At 57.5% G+C, this 17,384-nt stretch carries 16 protein-coding genes; 7 read left to right on the forward strand and 9 right to left on the reverse strand.

What is annotated here, in order from left to right; translation table 11 throughout:
• The first annotated feature begins 122 nt into the window (after nt 1-122).
• On the forward strand, nt 123-593 hold the full coding sequence (locus ACVVH8_RS11520; RefSeq protein WP_475230184.1) for a DUF1289 domain-containing protein: 471 nt from the start codon (nt 123-125) through the stop codon (nt 591-593).
• 228 nt (nt 594-821) lie between these two features.
• Here ACVVH8_RS11520 and ACVVH8_RS11525 read toward each other — a convergent pair whose 3' ends face one another.
• Entirely contained in the window at nt 822-1,685 is an 864-nt protein-coding gene (locus ACVVH8_RS11525; RefSeq protein ID WP_103303348.1) for a universal stress protein, read from the reverse strand.
• A 158-nt stretch (nt 1,686-1,843) separates the two neighbouring features.
• On the opposite strand from ACVVH8_RS11525, the gene ACVVH8_RS11530 reads away from it, so the two are divergent.
• A complete protein-coding gene (locus ACVVH8_RS11530; protein ID WP_475230187.1) occupies nt 1,844-2,452 on the forward strand; it encodes a MiaE family protein in 609 nt (202 codons plus the stop codon).
• Between the two features lie 119 nt (nt 2,453-2,571).
• On the opposite strand, the gene ACVVH8_RS11535 is transcribed toward ACVVH8_RS11530, so the two are convergent.
• Nucleotides 2,572-4,845, reverse strand: a complete 2,274-nt coding sequence (locus ACVVH8_RS11535) for a CHAT domain-containing protein (RefSeq protein ID WP_475230190.1) — start codon at nt 4,843-4,845, stop codon at nt 2,572-2,574.
• 411 nt (nt 4,846-5,256) lie between these two features.
• Between ACVVH8_RS11535 and ACVVH8_RS11540 the strand changes: the two genes are divergently transcribed.
• The gene (locus ACVVH8_RS11540) at nt 5,257-5,964 is read left to right on the forward strand and encodes a response regulator (RefSeq protein ID WP_103303350.1); all 708 of its coding nucleotides are present in this window, start codon (nt 5,257-5,259) and stop codon (nt 5,962-5,964) included.
• On the forward strand, nt 5,965-7,251 hold the full coding sequence (locus tag ACVVH8_RS11545) for an ATP-binding protein (RefSeq protein WP_103303351.1): 1,287 nt from the start codon (nt 5,965-5,967) through the stop codon (nt 7,249-7,251).
• A 138-nt stretch (nt 7,252-7,389) separates the two neighbouring features.
• On the opposite strand, the gene ACVVH8_RS11550 is transcribed toward ACVVH8_RS11545, so the two are convergent.
• The 3 genes from ACVVH8_RS11550 to ACVVH8_RS11560 all read right to left on the reverse strand — a co-directional run bounded on the left by ACVVH8_RS11550 (nt 7,390) and on the right by ACVVH8_RS11560 (nt 11,210).
• Nucleotides 7,390-8,187, reverse strand: coding sequence for a MipA/OmpV family protein (locus ACVVH8_RS11550; RefSeq protein ID WP_475230193.1), 798 nt, complete (start codon nt 8,185-8,187; stop codon nt 7,390-7,392).
• 102 nt (nt 8,188-8,289) lie between these two features.
• Complete coding sequence (locus tag ACVVH8_RS11555) at nt 8,290-10,497, reverse strand: TonB-dependent siderophore receptor (protein WP_475230197.1); 2,208 nt, start codon at nt 10,495-10,497, stop codon at nt 8,290-8,292.
• Nucleotides 10,498-10,721: 224 nt separating this feature from the next.
• Nucleotides 10,722-11,210, reverse strand: coding sequence for a GFA family protein (locus tag ACVVH8_RS11560; RefSeq protein WP_475230200.1), 489 nt, complete (start codon nt 11,208-11,210; stop codon nt 10,722-10,724).
• Between the two features lie 139 nt (nt 11,211-11,349).
• Between ACVVH8_RS11560 and glsB the strand changes: the two genes are divergently transcribed.
• Together glsB and ACVVH8_RS11570 are read left to right on the forward strand one after the other, a co-directional pair.
• Nucleotides 11,350-12,258: a glutaminase B gene (glsB, locus tag ACVVH8_RS11565; protein ID WP_103303355.1), complete on the forward strand. Its 909-nt coding sequence runs from the start codon at nt 11,350-11,352 to the stop codon at nt 12,256-12,258.
• Nucleotides 12,259-12,619: 361 nt separating this feature from the next.
• Nucleotides 12,620-14,122: an aldehyde dehydrogenase family protein gene (locus ACVVH8_RS11570; RefSeq protein WP_475230203.1), complete on the forward strand. Its 1,503-nt coding sequence runs from the start codon at nt 12,620-12,622 to the stop codon at nt 14,120-14,122.
• 155 nt (nt 14,123-14,277) lie between these two features.
• Here ACVVH8_RS11570 and ACVVH8_RS11575 read toward each other — a convergent pair whose 3' ends face one another.
• From ACVVH8_RS11575 to cynS, 3 genes are all read right to left on the reverse strand, one after another.
• Nucleotides 14,278-14,937 carry a carbonic anhydrase gene (locus ACVVH8_RS11575; RefSeq protein WP_475230205.1) on the reverse strand — a complete coding sequence of 220 codons (660 nt, stop codon included), beginning with the start codon at nt 14,935-14,937 and terminating at the stop codon, nt 14,278-14,280.
• 12 nt (nt 14,938-14,949) lie between these two features.
• On the reverse strand, nt 14,950-15,186 hold the full coding sequence (locus tag ACVVH8_RS11580) for a DUF2790 domain-containing protein (RefSeq protein ID WP_103303358.1): 237 nt from the start codon (nt 15,184-15,186) through the stop codon (nt 14,950-14,952).
• 81 nt (nt 15,187-15,267) lie between these two features.
• The gene (gene cynS / locus ACVVH8_RS11585) at nt 15,268-15,735 is read right to left on the reverse strand and encodes a cyanase (RefSeq protein ID WP_103303359.1); all 468 of its coding nucleotides are present in this window, start codon (nt 15,733-15,735) and stop codon (nt 15,268-15,270) included.
• A 121-nt stretch (nt 15,736-15,856) separates the two neighbouring features.
• Between cynS and cynR the strand changes: the two genes are divergently transcribed.
• Nucleotides 15,857-16,744, forward strand: a complete 888-nt coding sequence (gene cynR, locus ACVVH8_RS11590; RefSeq protein WP_475230208.1) for a transcriptional regulator CynR — start codon at nt 15,857-15,859, stop codon at nt 16,742-16,744.
• Nucleotides 16,745-16,972: 228 nt separating this feature from the next.
• Here cynR and ACVVH8_RS11595 read toward each other — a convergent pair whose 3' ends face one another.
• Nucleotides 16,973-17,302 (reverse strand): hypothetical protein, encoded by a 330-nt coding sequence (locus ACVVH8_RS11595; RefSeq protein WP_103303361.1) that lies wholly within the window; start codon nt 17,300-17,302, stop codon nt 16,973-16,975.
• Nucleotides 17,303-17,384 lie beyond the last annotated feature (82 nt).

Genomic DNA, 17,384 nt, shown 5'->3' on the forward strand with positions numbered 1-17,384 from the left:
GCGTTGTGCGGGGCCTGCTAAAAGTCTGCCCGAGCGCTTGCCCCTGACGTTTGAGGGGTGATCAATGCCCGACAAAGGGCTAACATGCGGGCCTGTTCCGCGTTTCAGTGTTTTGCCAATTTATGCCCAATCAGACCATCAAGACCCCCTGCGTCGGCCTCTGCTCCACTGTTTACGGAGATCTGGTGTGCCGTGGCTGCAAGCGTTTCCATCACGAAGTGATCAATTGGAATGGTTACAACGAGGAGGAAAAGCGTGCGGTCTGGTTGCGGCTGGAGCAATTGCTGTCACAAGTGATGGCAAGCAAGGTCGAGATCTTTGATTCGGCGCGCCTGCGCCAACAGCTTGAACAGCGCAAGATCCGCTTTGTGCCGCATCAGTCGGAATATTGCTGGGCCTATCAACTGATCGCCCGGGGGGCGCGGGTGATCATTAATCTCGAAGCCTACGGGATGGTCTTGCTGCCGGAATTTCGCGACTGGAGCCTGCCGGAATTGCGCGATGCCATTGATCGGGAATTCTTCCTGCTGTCGGAAGCGCACTATCAGCGCTACATCGCCCCCGGCTTCCTGAAAGACGCCTTCGGCGCCTAGAAGCTTCGCGAGCAGGGATTGAAGCGGATGCCGGTTCTGCAGGCAGCAACAGAACCTGTGGGAGCTGGCTTGCCAGCGATGAGGTCGGTACATCCAATATCAATGTTGACTGACCCACCGCTATCGCTGGCAAGCCAGACTCCCACAGTTTTTGTGATTCCAAATGCACCGCAATCACTGTGGGAGTCTGGCTTGCCAGCGATGACGGCCGCATCAGCGCCGTAATTCTCAGTGTTTCACCGCCAGCTCTACCAGATGATCCTCAACCTCCTGCGGCTTGAGCACCAGCACATCACTTTCCAACGCATCCAGCACCACTTCAGCGGTGTTGCCGATCAACGCGCCTGACAATCCCGAGCGCGCCACCGTGCCGATCACGGTCACCGCAGCCTGCAGCTTGTGCGCCATGAACGGAATCAATACATCCGCCGGACCTTCCTCGATGTGCAGGTGCGCGTCATCCACGTCGAATTCGGCCTGAAATGCCCGGCATTGCTCGCGATAACGTGCTTCGATGGTTTCACTCAGTTGCAAGGTAGGGTCGGCGGCGGAGAGCATCGGTGACGGATGGGCGCTGATCACATGCAAATGCCCTTTGGCCAGACTGGCAATGTCATAGCCGTGATCGATGATCGTCGTGTGCAAATGCCGGTGCTCACCGTCGACATTGCCGACGTCGACCGCCGCCAGAATCACCTTGTCCTTCCACGAACCAGCGGTTTTCACCAAAAGTACCGGAGTAGGGCAGTGGCGCAGCAATTTCCAGTCTGCCGGGGTCAGCAGGGCTTTTTTCAGCGAGCTGTCGGGGAAGTGCTGCTTGATCACCAACCCGCAACCCTCGGCCTGCTGCACGTCGATGATGGTTTCGTGCAGGCTCTCGTTCCACGCCTGTTCGGTGGTCGCGCTGTAGCCGTCGGCCAGCAGCGCGGCCTTGAGCACGCTGAGCATGGCGGCGTGGTCGTGCTTCTTGTCGCACACCAGCAGGTGCAGATGGGCCTGGGTCACGCCAGCGATCAGCTTGGCGCGCTTGAGCGCCAGGCTTTCCGAATGTTCGGGTTCGATGACCACCAGAATGCTGCGAATGGCTTGCATGAGCGGAGTCTCCAGCAAAGAAAAGGCACGGCGTTGCACAACTATAGTTGCTGCTCGAACAGCTGCGACTTGATGCATATCAACGCCAGCCGCTGGTGGTCTGCGGACAGGCCGGTATAATCGGCGCCCTTCGCTCGAACACCTTTACCGTGAGCCCCATGATCCTTCCCGAAATCCACGAATTCCTTGGCTGCCGCACCCCCGACGCCTGGGTTCAGGCCGCACTGGCCGATCAGGAAACCCTGCTGATCGACCACAAGAACTGCGAGTTCAAAGCCGCCAGCACCGCGCTGAGCCTGATAGCCAAGTACCACTCCCACGTCGACCTGATCAACATGATGTCGCGTCTGGCCCGGGAAGAACTGGTGCACCACGAACAAGTCATGCGCATCATGAAACGCCGCAAGATCGAGCTGCGCCAGTTGCATGCCGGGCGCTACGCGTCAGGCCTGCGCAAAGTGGTGCGCAGCCACGAGCCGGTGAAACTGGTGGATACGCTGGTGGTGGGGGCGTTTATCGAGGCGCGCAGTTGCGAGCGGTTCGAAGCACTGGTGCCGCATCTGGACGAAGAACTCGGCAAGTTTTACTTCGGTTTGCTGAAAAGCGAGGCGCGGCACTTTCAGGGCTATCTGAAACTGGCCTATCAGTACGGGGACGCCAAAGACATCGCCCAGGTGATCGACAGAGTTCGCACCACCGAGCAGGACTTGATCGAGTCGCCGGACGAGGAGTTCCGCTTCCACAGCGGTGTACCGTCGGCCGCATGATCTTCGGAATCTCTTGCGGGAGATGTTGTTTTGAGGTTTGGTGTGAAGCATCAACCGGCCCTCGTGACCGGTTTTTGTTTTTCAGGAGATGGCAGGTGAATGAAAATATGCTGTTATTGTCAAGTGGTCCCGCGATTGGCCGTAATAATTGAGATTGCCTCGTCTATGTTTTTTGATCGTAGTTTTATTTTTTCAGGGCGACCGAGTTGTATATATTTCAATGACTCCACCATGCTGCCCCAAAACTTACAGAGTTCTAACGTTTTATTTTTTTCTTGAGTTGATCGCCGGCATATTTCTGCGAGAACATCTTCATACCAGTCGGGCGACATGGAATTAATGGCGCTATTGGCGATCAGTTGGATGTCAGGGCGATCGTGCGTCGAGATGATTTTTGTTTCTTTGATTAAGTTATCTATAAGCTCGGTGCAAAACGTCATTCTCAACATTCCGCTCATGAAGCCGCGCCACGGCATATATGTTGCGCGATTTACAATGCTTGGAAGTAATTTCGAAATTCTAAAAATAAGCCTTGCAATGAAAGATGCAGACCGAAATGCGTCGACTGGAAGAAGTGTGCCGACTACAGTCATTGCTCCCAGTGCAAGCATTCCGTTTGCTGACGACCCGTGCCCGCCGTCGATAGGGATTGTATCGCATGCACTCAATAATACTATAGGCGGCATTTTAAGTTGATGCTGTAGTTTCCAGACATCGAGTTCGCTACCTCCAACAACTATAGAGCCCATGTCGGAGTTTTTATTCAGCGTCCCATGCCCATCAAAAATCATCAAGGCGCCGGTGAAATCATTTACAGTGCTTACGAATTCCTCGGCAGTGGCGACATCTATAATTTTATAGTTTGGATACTCAGGGTGTCGACTTGACCATTGTTGAAGGGTGTCTTCAAGTGTGAATTTTATTTTGTCTGTGTCTGAGAATGATCGGACAACCAAAATCTCTTTGAAATCTGACAAAGACACCGTTGTGTATCTGTTTTTTATTAGCTGGCTTAGGCTTGCATTTCCCGGAGTGGCTGGGATTCGGCTTACATCACACCTCAAGGTTATAGGTAGTCCTCGTAGTGGTAGCCATTCTAGTGGTAAGTCACTTACTAGGGATATTCCTGAAAATTCTGGAACATTATTTTTGAGTAGAGATGAATACTTGGCATGCATAAGGGAGTGCATGCGGATCTGTAATTGGTTGGCAAGTTTGTTTAGTTTAAAGTTGATGTGAGGTCCATTGCCTCTTGAGCAGTTTGCTAAGTTGATTAGGTCACCTTTTATTTTGTTTATTTTTGGCTCGATGCGAAGGATCGGGCATAGGTCCGATATGCCCAGTATGCCGGTAGAAAGGTTGAAGGTTTCAAGTTCGCGGTTATGGAGAGCTACAAAGTAATTTCCAGCAGTATCTGATGCTAAGTCTGTTATGTGTTCGATCTCTCGACCTGTTAAGTTTCTTATGTATTCCTCTGATCTTCTTACTGATTTGACATAGGTTTTTAGTCCGGCAATAAGTTTTTTGCTGTTTTGATTGTCGTTAAAAAGCTCAGAGTCTACGTCTGCTTTATATATTCGCCAAAGTATTGGTTCTGCCGTTATGCAGAGAAGGTTCTCAATGGGCGCATGCTCTATAAGATTTTTTCGGTAGCTCCATAAAGATTGCAGGCTGCGCAGAACTGCTGGTATGTATTCGTGATATTTTTGTGGCTGAAGTTTTCCCTCGGAAATTATGCTTAATTCCAAGCTGTTAGCAATAACTTCGTTGGCGACGGTTACACCATGGTTGTAGCCGGGATATGGTAGTCTCTTCCAGGGCTTTTTTTTGGGTGCAAGTATTTCTTTAATTGCTGTAACAAACTCTGGTGGAACTTGTCCTTTTGCTAGAAGGTCGAGCGCTCGCTCTATCGCATAATTGCTAATTTTTTTTAAGCTGGAGTCTTTTTCTTCTTTGCTGGCTGACTCTGCTATAGATATATGTAGAAAGCCTTTTCCGTAGTCGCTTGATAGAAAGTTTTTTACATGGGAGTACATGCGCTCGTCTGAAAGGATGACTTTTAATGGCGGGGTGTGCATTGAGTCATGACTGTGCATGGACTCAATGTTTGCAGGTATGACAATAAGGCTCGTGACCCCCGTAACTCTTGCTTTTGCCACGTTGTTGCGAGTCGCTTTTATTTCGCGCACATCAAATGGCAGTGTGGTTGCTAGTTTTAGCAACCATCTGGATCGTACGATTTCGGGCCAGTAGGCTAAAAAAAAGGTCTCAGTACTATAGTCGCGATGATGTGGTATATAGTAATGAAATGCAAATCTGATGTCTTGAAAATGCTCCTCTTCAAAAATTCGCGTTGCCAAGTTCAGTTCGTCGCGTGATGTTGATTCGAGCATTTGTGCTGGTTCCTTAGCTTATAGCTGCGTCCATAGGGTACGAGTTACGGGTTGTGGGTTATTAGTCAGCCAAGCAGTCAAAGTATCATGATAATTATTTTATTAAGAGAGCTTGTTTTGTTTTTTAGAACATCGTTTGGTGCACAGGGGCACTGCTCCGATGGCGGAAATTTGCGCAAAGGCGAAGGTGAAATGGGCAAAGGTTAGATGAAGCGCTGATTGCCTAATCGCCGAGTAAACCTCAGATTCTAAAGCGGATTGGGCGGCGTAGATTGTTAAAAACTCTTAAGAGTATGAAACATCACCGAAAACCGTCCCCCGTGGCCGGTTTTTGCTGCCTGCGATAAACGCCTCGCCCGCGAATGCCGCCATAATGTCGCCCACTTCACAGATGGTTGGCAGATGGTCGTTATGGATAACCTGGGTTTTGGCAAAGTCCTGCTGGTGGAAGACGATGAACGCCTTGCCGCGTTGATCGCGCACTTCCTCGAACAACACGGCTACGAGGTGCGCACGGTGCATCGCGGGGATCTGGCCGTGGCCGCTTTTCTGGAGTTCAAACCCAAAGTCGTGGTGCTCGACCTGATGTTGCCGGGGCAGAGTGGCCTGCACGTGTGTCGGGAGATTCGCAGCGTGTCAGACACGCCGATCGTGATTCTCACGGCCAAGGAAGATGACCTCGACCATATTCTCGGCTTGGAGTCCGGTGCCGATGACTACGTGATCAAACCGATCAAGCCGCCGGTGTTGCTGGCCCGGTTGCGCGCCTTGCAGCGGCGGCAGGTGCCGGACAGTGGCGTGGTGAGTTTTCTTGAGTTCGGCCAGTTGAGCATCGACCGCAGTTGCCGTGAAGTGCGCCTGGCGGGCGAGATCATCGAAATGACCACCATGGAATTCGAGTTGCTGTGGCTGCTGGCCAGTGCCGCCGGCAATACGCTGTCGCGCGATGACATCCTCAACCGCATGCGCGGCATTGCCTTCGATGGCCTGAACCGCAGCGTCGACGTGTACATCAGCAAGTTGCGCAACAAACTCAAGGACAATCCTCGCGAGCCGGTGTGCATCAAGACCGTGTGGGGCAAGGGTTATCTGTTCAATCCGTTTGCGTGGGAGTTGTAGATGCTGCGGTTATTCCTCGGGCTGTTTCTGGTGATGACGGTGGGGCTGGTGTTGGCCCTGCAAACCGTCGAACACACCTTCAACGCGTTGCTCGACAATCAGATGCAGGCCTACAACCGTGAAGCGGTGCGCGGTCAGGCGTGGTCGCTGGTGGATCATTTGCGCGGGCGTCAGGGCACGGATCGCGAGCAGCAACTGGAAACCTTGCGCCCGCATTACGGGCTGACACTGAAACTGGTCGAGGCCGATCAACTGGCCCTGAATGCCGAGGAAAAAGCCCAGCTGATGCAGAATCTTCTGGTGATCCGTGACAACTACACGCAGTTCATCAGCAACATCGACGGCGGTTCTCAGGTGCTCAGCATCAAGCTGCCGCCGGAGCCGAGTCTGATGCCGTTCTATATCTCGGCGGCTTACGGGATGCTCGCGGTACTGATCGGTATCGTCCTGTTTTTCTGGGTGCGCCCGCACTGGCGTGATCTGGAAAAACTGCGCCTGGCCGCCGAGCGTTTTGGCGATAACGATCTTTCGGCGCGTATCCAGTTGTCGAAACGTTCGAACATCCGCGACCTGGCCGAGCACTTCAACCTGATGGCGGCGCGCATCGAGAGTCTGATCGCCAATCAGCGCGAACTGACCAATGCGGTCTCTCATGAACTGCGTACACCGATTGCGCGGCTGTCGTTCGAGCTTGATCAGCTCAAACAACAATCTGACCCGAGTCAGAATCGCGAATTGATCGCCGACATGTACGCCGACCTTGGCGAACTGGAAGAAATGGTCTCGGAGTTGCTGACTTACGCCAGTCTTGAGCGCGGTGCGACGGTGATCAAGCGTGAAAATATTCAGGCGGGCAATTGGCTCGATAGCGTGGTTGGTAGTGTGGCGCTGGAGGCGGAGGCGGCGGGGGTACAGTTGTCGATCGGCGATTGCCGGCTCGAAACGGTACGCATCGAACCAAGGTTCATGGCCCGTGCGGTGATCAATTTGCTGCGCAATGCGATTCGTTATGCCGAGCAACGAGTGGAAGTCACGCTGGTGCGCAATGGCGATTACTACGAGGTGCAGGTCAATGACGATGGGCCGGGCGTGCCGGTGCACGGGCGGGAGAAGATTTTCGAACCGTTCTCGCGCCTGGATGCGAGCCGCGACCGGCGCACTGGTGGGTTCGGATTGGGGCTGGCCTTGGTGCGACGGGTGTCGCAGTCCCATGGCGGGCAAGTGGAGGTCGGTGATTCGCCTTGGGGCGGGGCGTCGTTCCGGATGACCTGGGCGCATCTGGATTGACTTGTGTTGGCATGGCCGACGCCATCGCTGGCAAGCCAGCTCCCACAGGTTTTGTGGTGTGACTACTTGCCCGAAAACACCGCAAAACCCTGTGGGAGCTGGCTTGCCAGCGATGAGGCCATCAGTCCCACCGCACACTCAGAAGGCGTACTCAACCTGCCCAGCCAATGAAGTCTGCAATCGCCGTTCGACAATCGGGCTGTCTGCTGCTTCATGGCTCAGGTACTGCACCGCCAGCACTGACGACACGCTCCAGCGCTCATCAATCGGCAACGTCCAGGTCAGGTCCGCGCCGCGACTGATCAATCCGGCTTTCGGTTCATAAACCCGGAACTGACTGCGCGAAGCCTGTGCCGTGCTCACGCCATACCAGGTGCGCAGGTAATCGCTGTCGCCGAACTGGCTGTTCAATCCGCCGGTCACCTTGCCGAAACGGCCCTCATACAGCGGCAGGTTGATGCTCAGTTTCAGGCGATTCCACGATGAGCCGGTGTCGTGGTCATCGTCGTCCTTTTCCAGCGCATGCTCGAAACTCGCGCCGAGAATGATAGGCCCCATGTGATAGCGGCCGTCCACGCCCAGCACCGGGCGCGACTTGATCGAGCCCATGCCGTTCAGTTCATCGGAACCCTTGAACCCGGTCTTGCGATCCTTGCGCACATCGCTGGCGCCGACGTAAACGCTGAGACCGAAATCCTCTTCGTCAAAGCCCCAGCCCAGCCCTCGGTTGCTGTCGAGAAAGAAACCCTGCGGACTGACCACTTCGACAGCCACCAGCGGCGCCGTCACCCGCTCATCGCCGCCGCTGTAGCGCGGAGCATTGACCGCACCAGCGCGCAGGGTGGTGTGCCAGTCTTCGGCGCGCAGCGAACCGTCGGGCACCAGCAGGCAAAGGGAAGTCAGGGACAACGAAAACGTGCGAAACGACATCAGCATGGGGCACCCGAGGGGAATGTGGATGCGCCCATGCTAGGCGGGTGGCGAGCGGCAATCTTTGGCAGCTTTGTCGGGAAACTGTCAAAGACTGTTAAGCCGCGATCAGAAGTCCCATTTGGTGGTGAGCATCAGGTTGCGCGGCTCGCCGTAGAACGTTGTGTCGAAGTTGCCCAGCCCGGTCAGGTAGCGTTTGTCGAAGACGTTATTGGCGTTGACGGTGAAGCTCAAGTGCTCGTCGTACTGATAACGCGTCATCAGGTCGACGAGGGTGTAGCCGCCTTGTTTGATGCTTGTGTAATCGCCGGCTGGCGCGCTGTAGATCTTGCCGTAAAACGCGCTCTGCCAGCTCACGCCGCCGCCGACGGTGACTTTGTCGAGCATGCCCGGCAGGCGATAGGTGGTGAAGGTGCGCACGGTGTGTTCAGGCTTGGTGGTCGACAGCGGATAACCGTAGATGCGCTGTTCATCGGCGTCACGGGTGCGCGCATAGGTGTAGCCGGCGGAGACATTCCAGCCGTCGGCCAGTTCGCCGGCCAGTTCCAGTTCGACACCTTTGGTGGTGGCGCCGTCGATGGCTTTGTAGATGCCTTCGTTGGTCACCGCGTTGGTGCCGATCGATTCGGCGACGCCATCCTGCTCGATGCGGAAGAACGCCAGGCTGGCATTCAGGCGACCGTCGAAGTACGCCGCTTTCAGGCCCGCTTCAAAGCTGTCGCCCTCGACCGGCGCGAGGGTCGAACCGTTGCTGTCCTTGTAGGTCTGCGGCTGGTAGATGCTGGTGTAACTGGCGTACAGCGAGTAGGTGTCGTCGAGGTCATAAATCACCCCGGCGTAAGGCGTGACAACGCCGTGTTCCTTGTAACTGGTGTGAGTGTCGTCGAGGCCGGCGCCCGGGTTGTAGCGGTAGTCTTCGTTGTACTTGAAGGTGCTCAAGCGGCTGCCGAGGATCACCGAAAGATCGTCGGTCGGGTGCAGACGCGTGGCCAGGTACACGCCGTTCTGGCTCTGGGTGCGCTCGTATTTGCCGTTCTTCGGGAAGTCCTGTTTCGGCAGATTACCGTCCCAGTCGTAGATGCTGCCCGGCACTTGCGAGAAGGCGCTGGTGTCGTAGGTCGCGCCGGTCTGGCGCGAGTGCGAGGTCATCACGCCGGCAATCAGTTCATGCTCGCGACCACCCAGGGTGAACGGTCCGGAGACGTTGACGTCAGCGGTGTTCTGCACGCGATGGCCTTCCCAGCGTCCCCAGTACAGGAACATGCCTTCGCCGCTGGCACGATTCGGGTTGCCGCCGCTGGCCGAGGCCAGGCGCGTGTCGTGATCGGTGGTTTTCTGATCGAGCGTGACCTTGAACTTCCAGTCATTGGCCAGCGCCTGTTCGAGCGAGGCGAAGTAGGTGATGTTGTCGAAGTCGCGACGGCTCCAGTCCGCGGCGGAGTTGAAGTGACGCGGGAAATCGGTGCGCCCGCCATCGGCGAAGTACACCGGGTTACCGGTCCACGAACTGCCGCGTGGGGTGGTGCTGGACTTGTCGACGCCGAAGGTCAGCAGGGTGTCGTCGCTGAGGTCGGCTTCGAGGATGCCGTAGAACAGGTCTTTGCGCTGGCTGTAGTGATCGAGGTAGGAATTCTTGTCCGAATACGCACCGATGAAGCGCCCGCGCACATTGCCGGAATCGGTCAGCGAACCGGAGATATCACCGACGGTGCGGTAGGCGTCCCACGAGCCGATGGTGCCGCTGATCGAGGCTTTGAATTCCTTGGTGGGTTTCTTGCGGATCAGGTTGACCGTGGCCGATGGGTCGCCGGAGCCGGTCATCAGGCCGGACGCGCCTTTGATGATTTCGATACGGTCGATGCTTGCTGCGTCGTCGCCGTTGTTGGGGTTTTCACCGTAGACGCCGTCGTAGGGAATGTTGATGCCGTCGTACTGGAAGTTGGTGATGGCGAGGCCGCGTGCGGAGAATTCGGTGCGGTCGCTGTCGTACTTCTGCGTCGAAATGCCGGGGGTGTTGCGCAGTGCATCGCCGACGCTCTGCACGCCGCGATCATCCATTTGCTGGCGGGTGATCACCGTCACCGATTGCGGGGTTTCGCGGATCGACAGCGGCAGGCCGGTGGCCGAAGACATCGCGCCGGTGGTGTAGGAGCGTGTGTCTTCGGTGGTGGCGCCGAGGCCCTGGGCGGAAATATTGGTCGCGCCCAACTGCAAAGCCTGGTCGTTTTTTGCCGGCGTTTCAGCCGCGTGGGAAGAAAGGCTCAGCAGAGCGGCCGCAAGCGGGCACAAGGCAAAACGAAAACGGACGTGCGACATGGAGATCCCTTTGCATCGAATCGATCGGTAGTTGAAGTGCTTCTGAAGGGTTAACCGAACGAGTGCGGGAAAAGGGAACTACAAAAATCCAAAGGTGAAAAAAGAACCTTGTGGGAGCTGGCTTGCCAGCGATGACGGCCACCTATTCAACATCAATGTTGACTGTTCCAACGCTATCGCTGGCAAGCCAGCTCCCACAGGGGGCGAGGAATGCTGAAGATTATCTATCGGGTCAAACCGAGGCGTTCGTGCCATTGCGCGATGGATTCTTCGGGATAGACCTCGAACTGTTGATCCCCGGGCTTGGCCTCGACTTCGACCCATGGTGCTTTTGAACCGAGCATCAAATGGGTGTATTCCGGTGGCACCGGCAACGGCGTGTCGATGGCCGAGGCGAACGGGTGGATCAGTTCCGGCCACTCCGGGCTGAACAGCCATAGAGCACTGCCGCACAACGAGCAGAAATGCCGCTCGGCGGTGCTGCGATGAGCGCGTTTTTCGCCTTCCTCCTTCATGCGCGCGTGGTAGATGCTGATGTGTTTGCGTCCGCGCACCTTGAGGCTGCTCGCGTCGCCGCCGAGGTTGATCGCATAGCCGCCACCGCCCTGAGTCTTTCGGCAGATCGAGCAGTAGCAGCGTTGATAAGGGTAGGGGTGGGCGCTGATGAGGCTGAACGAAACCGCGCCGCAATGGCAGGAGCCTTCGAGGTGCATGGGTGCTCTCCGTTAGCAGGGGTGTGCGTTTGAGCCTAGAGCATTTTGCGCGACGCCTGCCGGTGTGATGCGACAGGCGCCGGCAGCGTCTAGCCCCAGTGTCCCCGCAATCCCATGGGGCGAGACTTCGGAACCCGGCATGCAAGCGCTGTTGAACGAGATCCTTGACGCTGTCCGGCCCCTGATCGGGCAGGGCAAAGTGGCTGACTACATTCCCGCCCTCGGCACCGTGCCGGCCAATCAGCTGGGCATCGCCGTGTACGGCAACGACGGTGAGATGTACTGCGCAGGCGACGCCGAGACACCGTTCTCGGTGCAGAGTATTTCCAAGGTGTTCAGCCTGGTGCAGGCCATCGAGCATTCCGGCGAGGCGATCTGGGAACGCCTTGGCCATGAGCCGTCCGGTCAGCCGTTCAACTCACTGGTGCAACTGGAATTCGAGCGCGGACGCCCGCGTAATCCCTTTATCAATGCCGGCGCGCTGGTGATCTGCGACATCAACCAGTCGCGCTTTGCCGCGCCAACCCTGTCGATGCGCGATTTCGTCCGGCGCCTGTCGGGTAACCCGCAGATCATGATCGACGGCAAAGTCGCCGATTCCGAATACCAGCACCGCGCGCGCAACGCGGCGATGGCTTACCTGATGCAATCCTTCGGCAACTTCCACAACGATGTCGAATCGGTGCTGCGCAGTTATTTCAGCCACTGCGCGCTGCGCATGAACTGCATCGATCTGGCCCGGGCGTTCTGTTTCCTGGCCAATGACGGTTACTGCAAACACAGCGGCGAGCAGATCCTCACGCGCCGCCAGACCCAGCAAGTCAACTCGATCATGGCCACCAGTGGCCTGTACGACGAGGCGGGCAACTTCGCTTATCGCGTCGGTCTGCCGGGCAAGAGTGGCGTCGGCGGCGGCATCGTCGCAGTGGTGCCGGGGCAGTTCACAGTGTGCGTGTGGTCGCCGGAGTTGAACGCTGCGGGGAACTCACTGGCGGGGATGGCGGCGCTGGAGATGCTCAGTTCGCGGATTGGTTGGTCAGTGTTCTGATCCGATCATCCATACACTGCAAAACTCTGTGGGAGCTGGCTTGCCAGCGATGGCGGTGGGGCTGGCTATATTAATGCTGGATGTGCCGGCCTCATCGCTGGCAAGCCAGCTCCCACAGGTTTCTCTGGCAGGTTTTTCAATAGCGTTTCAGGCATGACCCGCAAGAATCAAACACAACAAAAAAACCTGTGGGAGCCTGGCTTGCCAGCGATGGCGTCCGCTCAGCAAACATGGATGTCGCTGACCCACCGCCATCGTTGGCAAGCCAGCTCTCACAGGGACCGAGGTGTTTGCGGAAGGTGTTTTTCAGCGAAAATTCCTATACATTTTCCGGCCGCCCTCTGCATGGTGAATCCGCTTCATGTCTCTTGCGCTCGAACGTCTAGTCGCTGGCACGCCGATCCCTTTCGCTGGTAACCGCGTGACCGTGGTCAGCCCCGAACTGGCGGCGCGCTTTCAGCCCGGTGACCACCTGTTGGTGGAGCAGGTGAGTGGCGAGCTGTTGCTGATTCCGGTGGCGGATCAACAAGCGGCGTCAGTGGCCATCGAGCGCGCCGCTGCGGCGTTTACCGCGTTGTCGGCGGTGTCCGACGAGGCGATCAGTCAGTTCTTCGATCTGTTTGCGCAGCGTCTGGAAACGCCCGATTGCTGGGCGCAGATCGCCGCCGCCAACCTCGCCGATATCGAGCGGGCCAAGGCGCGCGGACGCTCCACCACGCGTCTGCTCGCCGATGAGCGCATGCGCGGCGACATGATCGCCGGCCTGCGGGCGTGGCGCGATGCCCCGGCAACGCGCGGCAAAGTAATCAGCAGCGTTGAACACGAGGGCTGGAAGGTCGAGCAAGTGGTGTCGCCGCTGGGCATCGTCGCGTTTGTCTTCGAAGGTCGCCCGAACGTGTTTGCCGACGCGGCCGGCGTTTTGCGCACTGGTAACACGGCGGTGCTACGGATTGGCAGTGATGCACTGGGCACCGCGCAAGCCATCGTCAAGCATGCGCTGAACCCGGCGCTGGCAGCGGCCGGTTTGCCGGCGGGTGCGGTGTCGCTGGTCGAAAGCGTCAATCACGCGGCCGGTTGGGCGATGTTCGCTGATCGGCGTCTGTCGTTGGCGGTGGCCCGTGGATCGGGGCGCGCGGTCAGTCAGTTGGGCAGCATCGCTCAGCAGGCAGGGACGGCGGTCAGCCTGCACGGCACCGGTGGGGCGTGGTTGATTGCTGATCGTGATGCCGACGCCAAACGCTTTGCCGCGGTGGTGCGCAACTCACTGGATCGCAAGGTCTGCAACACGTTAAACGTCTGCCTGATTCAGCGCGACCGCGCTGCAGAATTGGTGCCGCTGTTCCTCGATGCGCTGAAGCAGGCGGGCAGCGCACGCGGGCAGGGCTGCAAATTGCACATCGTCGAAGGCAGTCAGAGTTACCTGCCGAGCGATTGGCAAAGCGCGACGGTCGAGGTCTACCGCGCCGAGGGTTATCAGACCGAAGCACTGGCCGAGCCGCTGGCGGAATCTGACCTTGGCCGTGAGTGGGAATGGGAGGAGACCCCGGAAGTCAGTCTGATGATCGTCGACGATCTGGATCAGGCGATTGCGCTGTTCAACCGCTACAGCCCGCAATTCACCGTGTCGCTGATCAGCGAAGATGCGCAGGCTCAGGAACGCTTCTACAACGCGGTCAATGCGCCGTTCGTGGGCAATGGCATTACCCGTTGGGTCGACGGCCAATACGCGCTGAACAAGCCGGAACTGGGGCTTTCGAACTGGGAGAGCGGGCGGTTGTTTGCGCGCAGTGCGATTCTGTCTGGCGATGGCGTGTTCACGGTACGCAGCCGCATGAGCCAGATCGACCTCACCGTAAAACGCTGAAAATGCCTCATCCTGGTTGATCCGCACCGGTCCTGTGGCGAGGGGATTTATCCCCGATGGCGCGCGCAGCGGCCCCAAGAGATTGGGCCTGCTGCGCAGTCCATCGGGGATAAATCCCCTCGCCACAAGTTCTTTTTCACCTCGGCGGATTTGTATCAGGCGGCTGCGCTGGTGTTTGCCTGAACGGCGCACGTCGCCGGTTGCTCGGCCAGCGGCACAAAGGTGCGGCGGTCCGAGGAGAGCGCATCGATCGAGCCAGTCTCGATGTCGTACACCCAGCCATGCAGGTTCAGCAATCCTTTCTCCTGGGCCAGGCGCACGCTCGGGTGGGTCTGGATGTTCGCCAGTTGCGCGATCACGTTTTCACGCACCATCGAACTCAACTTCGCCGCGTCATTGACATGCGGCCGTGCTTCATTCACCACTTTTGCCGATTCGGCATGCTGCAGCCAGCCGCTGACGGCCGGCAGGTGATCCATGCATTTGCACTGGGCAATCGCGGTCATTGCGCCACAGTCCGAATGGCCGCAGATCACGATGTCGGTCACGCCCAGTACCGCCACAGCATATTCCACCGTCGCCGAAACACCGCCCGGATGCGGGCTATAGGACGGCACGATATTGCCGGCGTTGCGGATCACAAACAGTTCGCCCGGTTCTTGCTGGGTCAGCAGTTCCGGCACCACACGGCTGTCGGAACAGGTAATGAACAAGGTGCCAGGCTGCTGGGTGGTCGCCAGATGCTTGAACAGTTCGGTGCGTTGCGGGAACGCTTCGTTCTGGAATTTCAGGAAGCCATCAATCAGGTTTTTCATGGTGTTGTCCTCTCAGTTCGAGCAACCGCTGCCGAATTCGCTGAATTGCAGAATGTGTTTGCCGCCCTGGCTGTCCAGGTAAGTCATTTCCACCGGCACCACGCCACAGACGTCGGCAACCGGGGTAATGCTCAGCACTTGCGCAACGTCCAGTTGCATGCCGTAGCGGTAAGCGACGGCCTCATCAGCGGCAAATGCGTGGGCGCAAAAGCCGCCGAGCAGGGCCAGGGTCAACAGAATTTTTTGCATGGAGCAGCCTCCAGACGCAGGTGGTGACGATGTGCAATTGGGATTTGGATGGCCCGCACGCGAGGTGCGGGCCGGGATGGATCAGAACGGACGCAGTGGCAGGAACTTGCCGTCGAGGGTGACCACGGCGCGGGAGCCGCCTTCCGGGTCTTCGACTTTCTTGATGTCCAGTTTGAAGTTGATCGCGCTGATGATGCCGTCGCCGAATTGCTCGTGAACCAGCGCCTTGAGGGTGGTGCCGTAGATCTGGATCATCTCGTGGAAACGGTAGATGGTCGGGTCGGTCGGCACACCGCTGAGGCTGCCACGCAGCGGAATGATTTGCAGGGCGGCGACGTCGGCGGCGTCCAGCTCAAGCTTGTCGCCGACCACTTCGGCGGCGTTTGCCGGCAGCGGATGTTGGCCGAGCAGGGCGGCGGTGACGAAGGCCAGGCTGAGGCCGGTGTCGTCAGCGAGAGCCTGCCACGACAGATCTTTGCGTGCCTTGGCATCGAGAATGCGGGTGGTCAGGGCCAGGCTGGTGTCGTTGTAGGCGTGGGACTGTTGCATGGTGTCACTCCTTTCAGGGGTTGGCTTGCTGTGTGGGATTCATCTTCTGCCGATTGATCCATAGCGTCCAAGACCCATATACAATGCTGCGCATAAGTCCTGCCTATAGATGGTGATCCCCATGCTGTTGCGACATTTGCGTTATCTGCTGGCCGTGGCCGATCACGGCGGCTTCACCCGTGCGGCCGAGGCGTTGCATGTGTCTCAGCCGACCTTGTCGCAACAGATTCGCCAATTGGAGGAAACCCTAGGAGTAAACCTGTTTGATCGCACCTCGCGCACGGTCAAGCCGACCGATGCCGGCGAGGCTTATATCGAATGCGCGCGGCGGGTGCTGGTGGAGCTGGAGGCGGGCAAGCGGGCGTTGCATGACGTGAAGGATTTGTCCCGGGGCACCTTGCGTCTGGCGATGACGCCAACGTTTATGGCGTATCTGGTCGGGCCGCTGGTGCGCGATTATGTTGCGCGCTTTCCGGGGATTCACCTGGAGATCTTCGAGTTGTCGATGGACGACATCGAGGCGGGACTGGCGGATGACTCGCTGGACATTGCGATCGCCTTCACACCGGTGCGCAATCCGGACATCGAGTGCATTCCGGCGTTTGTCGAGACATTGGCGGTGATGGTCGGACGCGAGCATCCGTTGTACGACAGCACGTCAGTGTTCATGCCGGAAGACCTGGCGCAGTTGGATTTCGCTTTGCTGGCACCGGACTTCATTACGCGGTTATCGGTGGATGAATATTTCCGTCAGCATGGAATTACGCCGCAGGTGCGCATAGAGGTGAACTCGGTCAGTACGTTGCTGGAGGTGGTGCGGTGTTCGCCGATGGCGACGATGTTGCCGGAAGCGATCGCGACAGAGGATCGGGCGTTGCGCCGGTTGCGGGTCGAGAGTGAGGCGCCGCAGCGTGGGGCGGCGTTGTTGCGGCGGCGCAATAATTACCACAGTGCGGCGGCGGTGGCGTTTGTGGATTTGGTGTTGGGCATTGAGAGCCCCTCACCCTGACCCTCTCCCAGAGGAAGAGGGGACTGACCGAGGTGTTTGTGCGATTTACGACGACCTGAAAGTTTTGAGTCGAACTAAAATTTGAACGCAGCGCAAATCGGCTCCCTCTCCCTCGGGAGAGGGCTGGGGTGAGGGGCTACAATTCCACTCACGCCAAACAATGCAAGCGAACAAAAAAAGGCCTGCTTCCTTTAAGGAAGCAGGCCTTTCAATTATTTAATTACTAACTCAGCAGAACCGATCAATCACCCGTACTTCGTTTTTATTCTGCATCGAGTCCCACGCCTGTTTCAGCGTCTGCAGCACATTACCGATGAAGTCTTTATCGGCTGCGGCTTTCTTGCCGACATAACCGTGGCCGCGACGGTACATTTTCAGGCGGGCCAGCAGGTTCTGGTTGTTGCGGTCGAATTCTTCTTCACCCGCATGAGGCGCCAGGCAGTCGATATGCACCTGACCCGACTTGCTGATCCACAGAATATGGCTGTCGTGGCTGTCTTTTTGCGCAGCGAACATACGAGCCAGTTCTTCGATAGTAGGTTGATTGTTCAGATTCATGATGTTGCCCCTTGACCAGTCTGGTGATCTTTCAAAGTTGATTCGCTAATACAGGTAGCCCATCGGTTAGTTGATCCCTGGC

This window comes from Pseudomonas trutticola BRTCR10, assembly GCF_056155105.1.

Bases quoted from the DNA above. Each gene is read 5' to 3' on its own strand.
- ACVVH8_RS11570 (WP_475230203.1), top strand. From the start codon at position 12,620: ATGTCTCTTGCGCTCGAACGTCTAGTCGCTGGCACGCCGATCCCTTTC.
- ACVVH8_RS11535 (WP_475230190.1), bottom strand. From the start codon at position 4,845: ATGCTCGAATCAACATCACGCGACGAACTGAACTTGGCAACGCGAATT.
- ACVVH8_RS11540 (WP_103303350.1), top strand. From the start codon at position 5,257: ATGGATAACCTGGGTTTTGGCAAAGTCCTGCTGGTGGAAGACGATGAA.
- ACVVH8_RS11560 (WP_475230200.1), bottom strand. From the start codon at position 11,210: ATGCACCTCGAAGGCTCCTGCCATTGCGGCGCGGTTTCGTTCAGCCTC.
- ACVVH8_RS11580 (WP_103303358.1), bottom strand. From the start codon at position 15,186: ATGCAAAAAATTCTGTTGACCCTGGCCCTGCTCGGCGGCTTTTGCGCC.
- ACVVH8_RS11545 (WP_103303351.1), top strand. From the start codon at position 5,965: ATGCTGCGGTTATTCCTCGGGCTGTTTCTGGTGATGACGGTGGGGCTG.
- ACVVH8_RS11525 (WP_103303348.1), bottom strand. From the start codon at position 1,685: ATGCAAGCCATTCGCAGCATTCTGGTGGTCATCGAACCCGAACATTCG.
- ACVVH8_RS11530 (WP_475230187.1), top strand. From the start codon at position 1,844: ATGATCCTTCCCGAAATCCACGAATTCCTTGGCTGCCGCACCCCCGAC.
- ACVVH8_RS11575 (WP_475230205.1), bottom strand. From the start codon at position 14,937: ATGAAAAACCTGATTGATGGCTTCCTGAAATTCCAGAACGAAGCGTTC.
- glsB (WP_103303355.1), top strand. From the start codon at position 11,350: ATGCAAGCGCTGTTGAACGAGATCCTTGACGCTGTCCGGCCCCTGATC.
- cynR (WP_475230208.1), top strand. From the start codon at position 15,857: ATGCTGTTGCGACATTTGCGTTATCTGCTGGCCGTGGCCGATCACGGC.
- cynS (WP_103303359.1), bottom strand. From the start codon at position 15,735: ATGCAACAGTCCCACGCCTACAACGACACCAGCCTGGCCCTGACCACC.
- ACVVH8_RS11555 (WP_475230197.1), bottom strand. From the start codon at position 10,497: ATGTCGCACGTCCGTTTTCGTTTTGCCTTGTGCCCGCTTGCGGCCGCT.
- ACVVH8_RS11595 (WP_103303361.1), bottom strand. From the start codon at position 17,302: ATGAATCTGAACAATCAACCTACTATCGAAGAACTGGCTCGTATGTTC.
- ACVVH8_RS11550 (WP_475230193.1), bottom strand. From the start codon at position 8,187: ATGCTGATGTCGTTTCGCACGTTTTCGTTGTCCCTGACTTCCCTTTGC.
- ACVVH8_RS11520 (WP_475230184.1), top strand. From the start codon at position 123: ATGCCCAATCAGACCATCAAGACCCCCTGCGTCGGCCTCTGCTCCACT.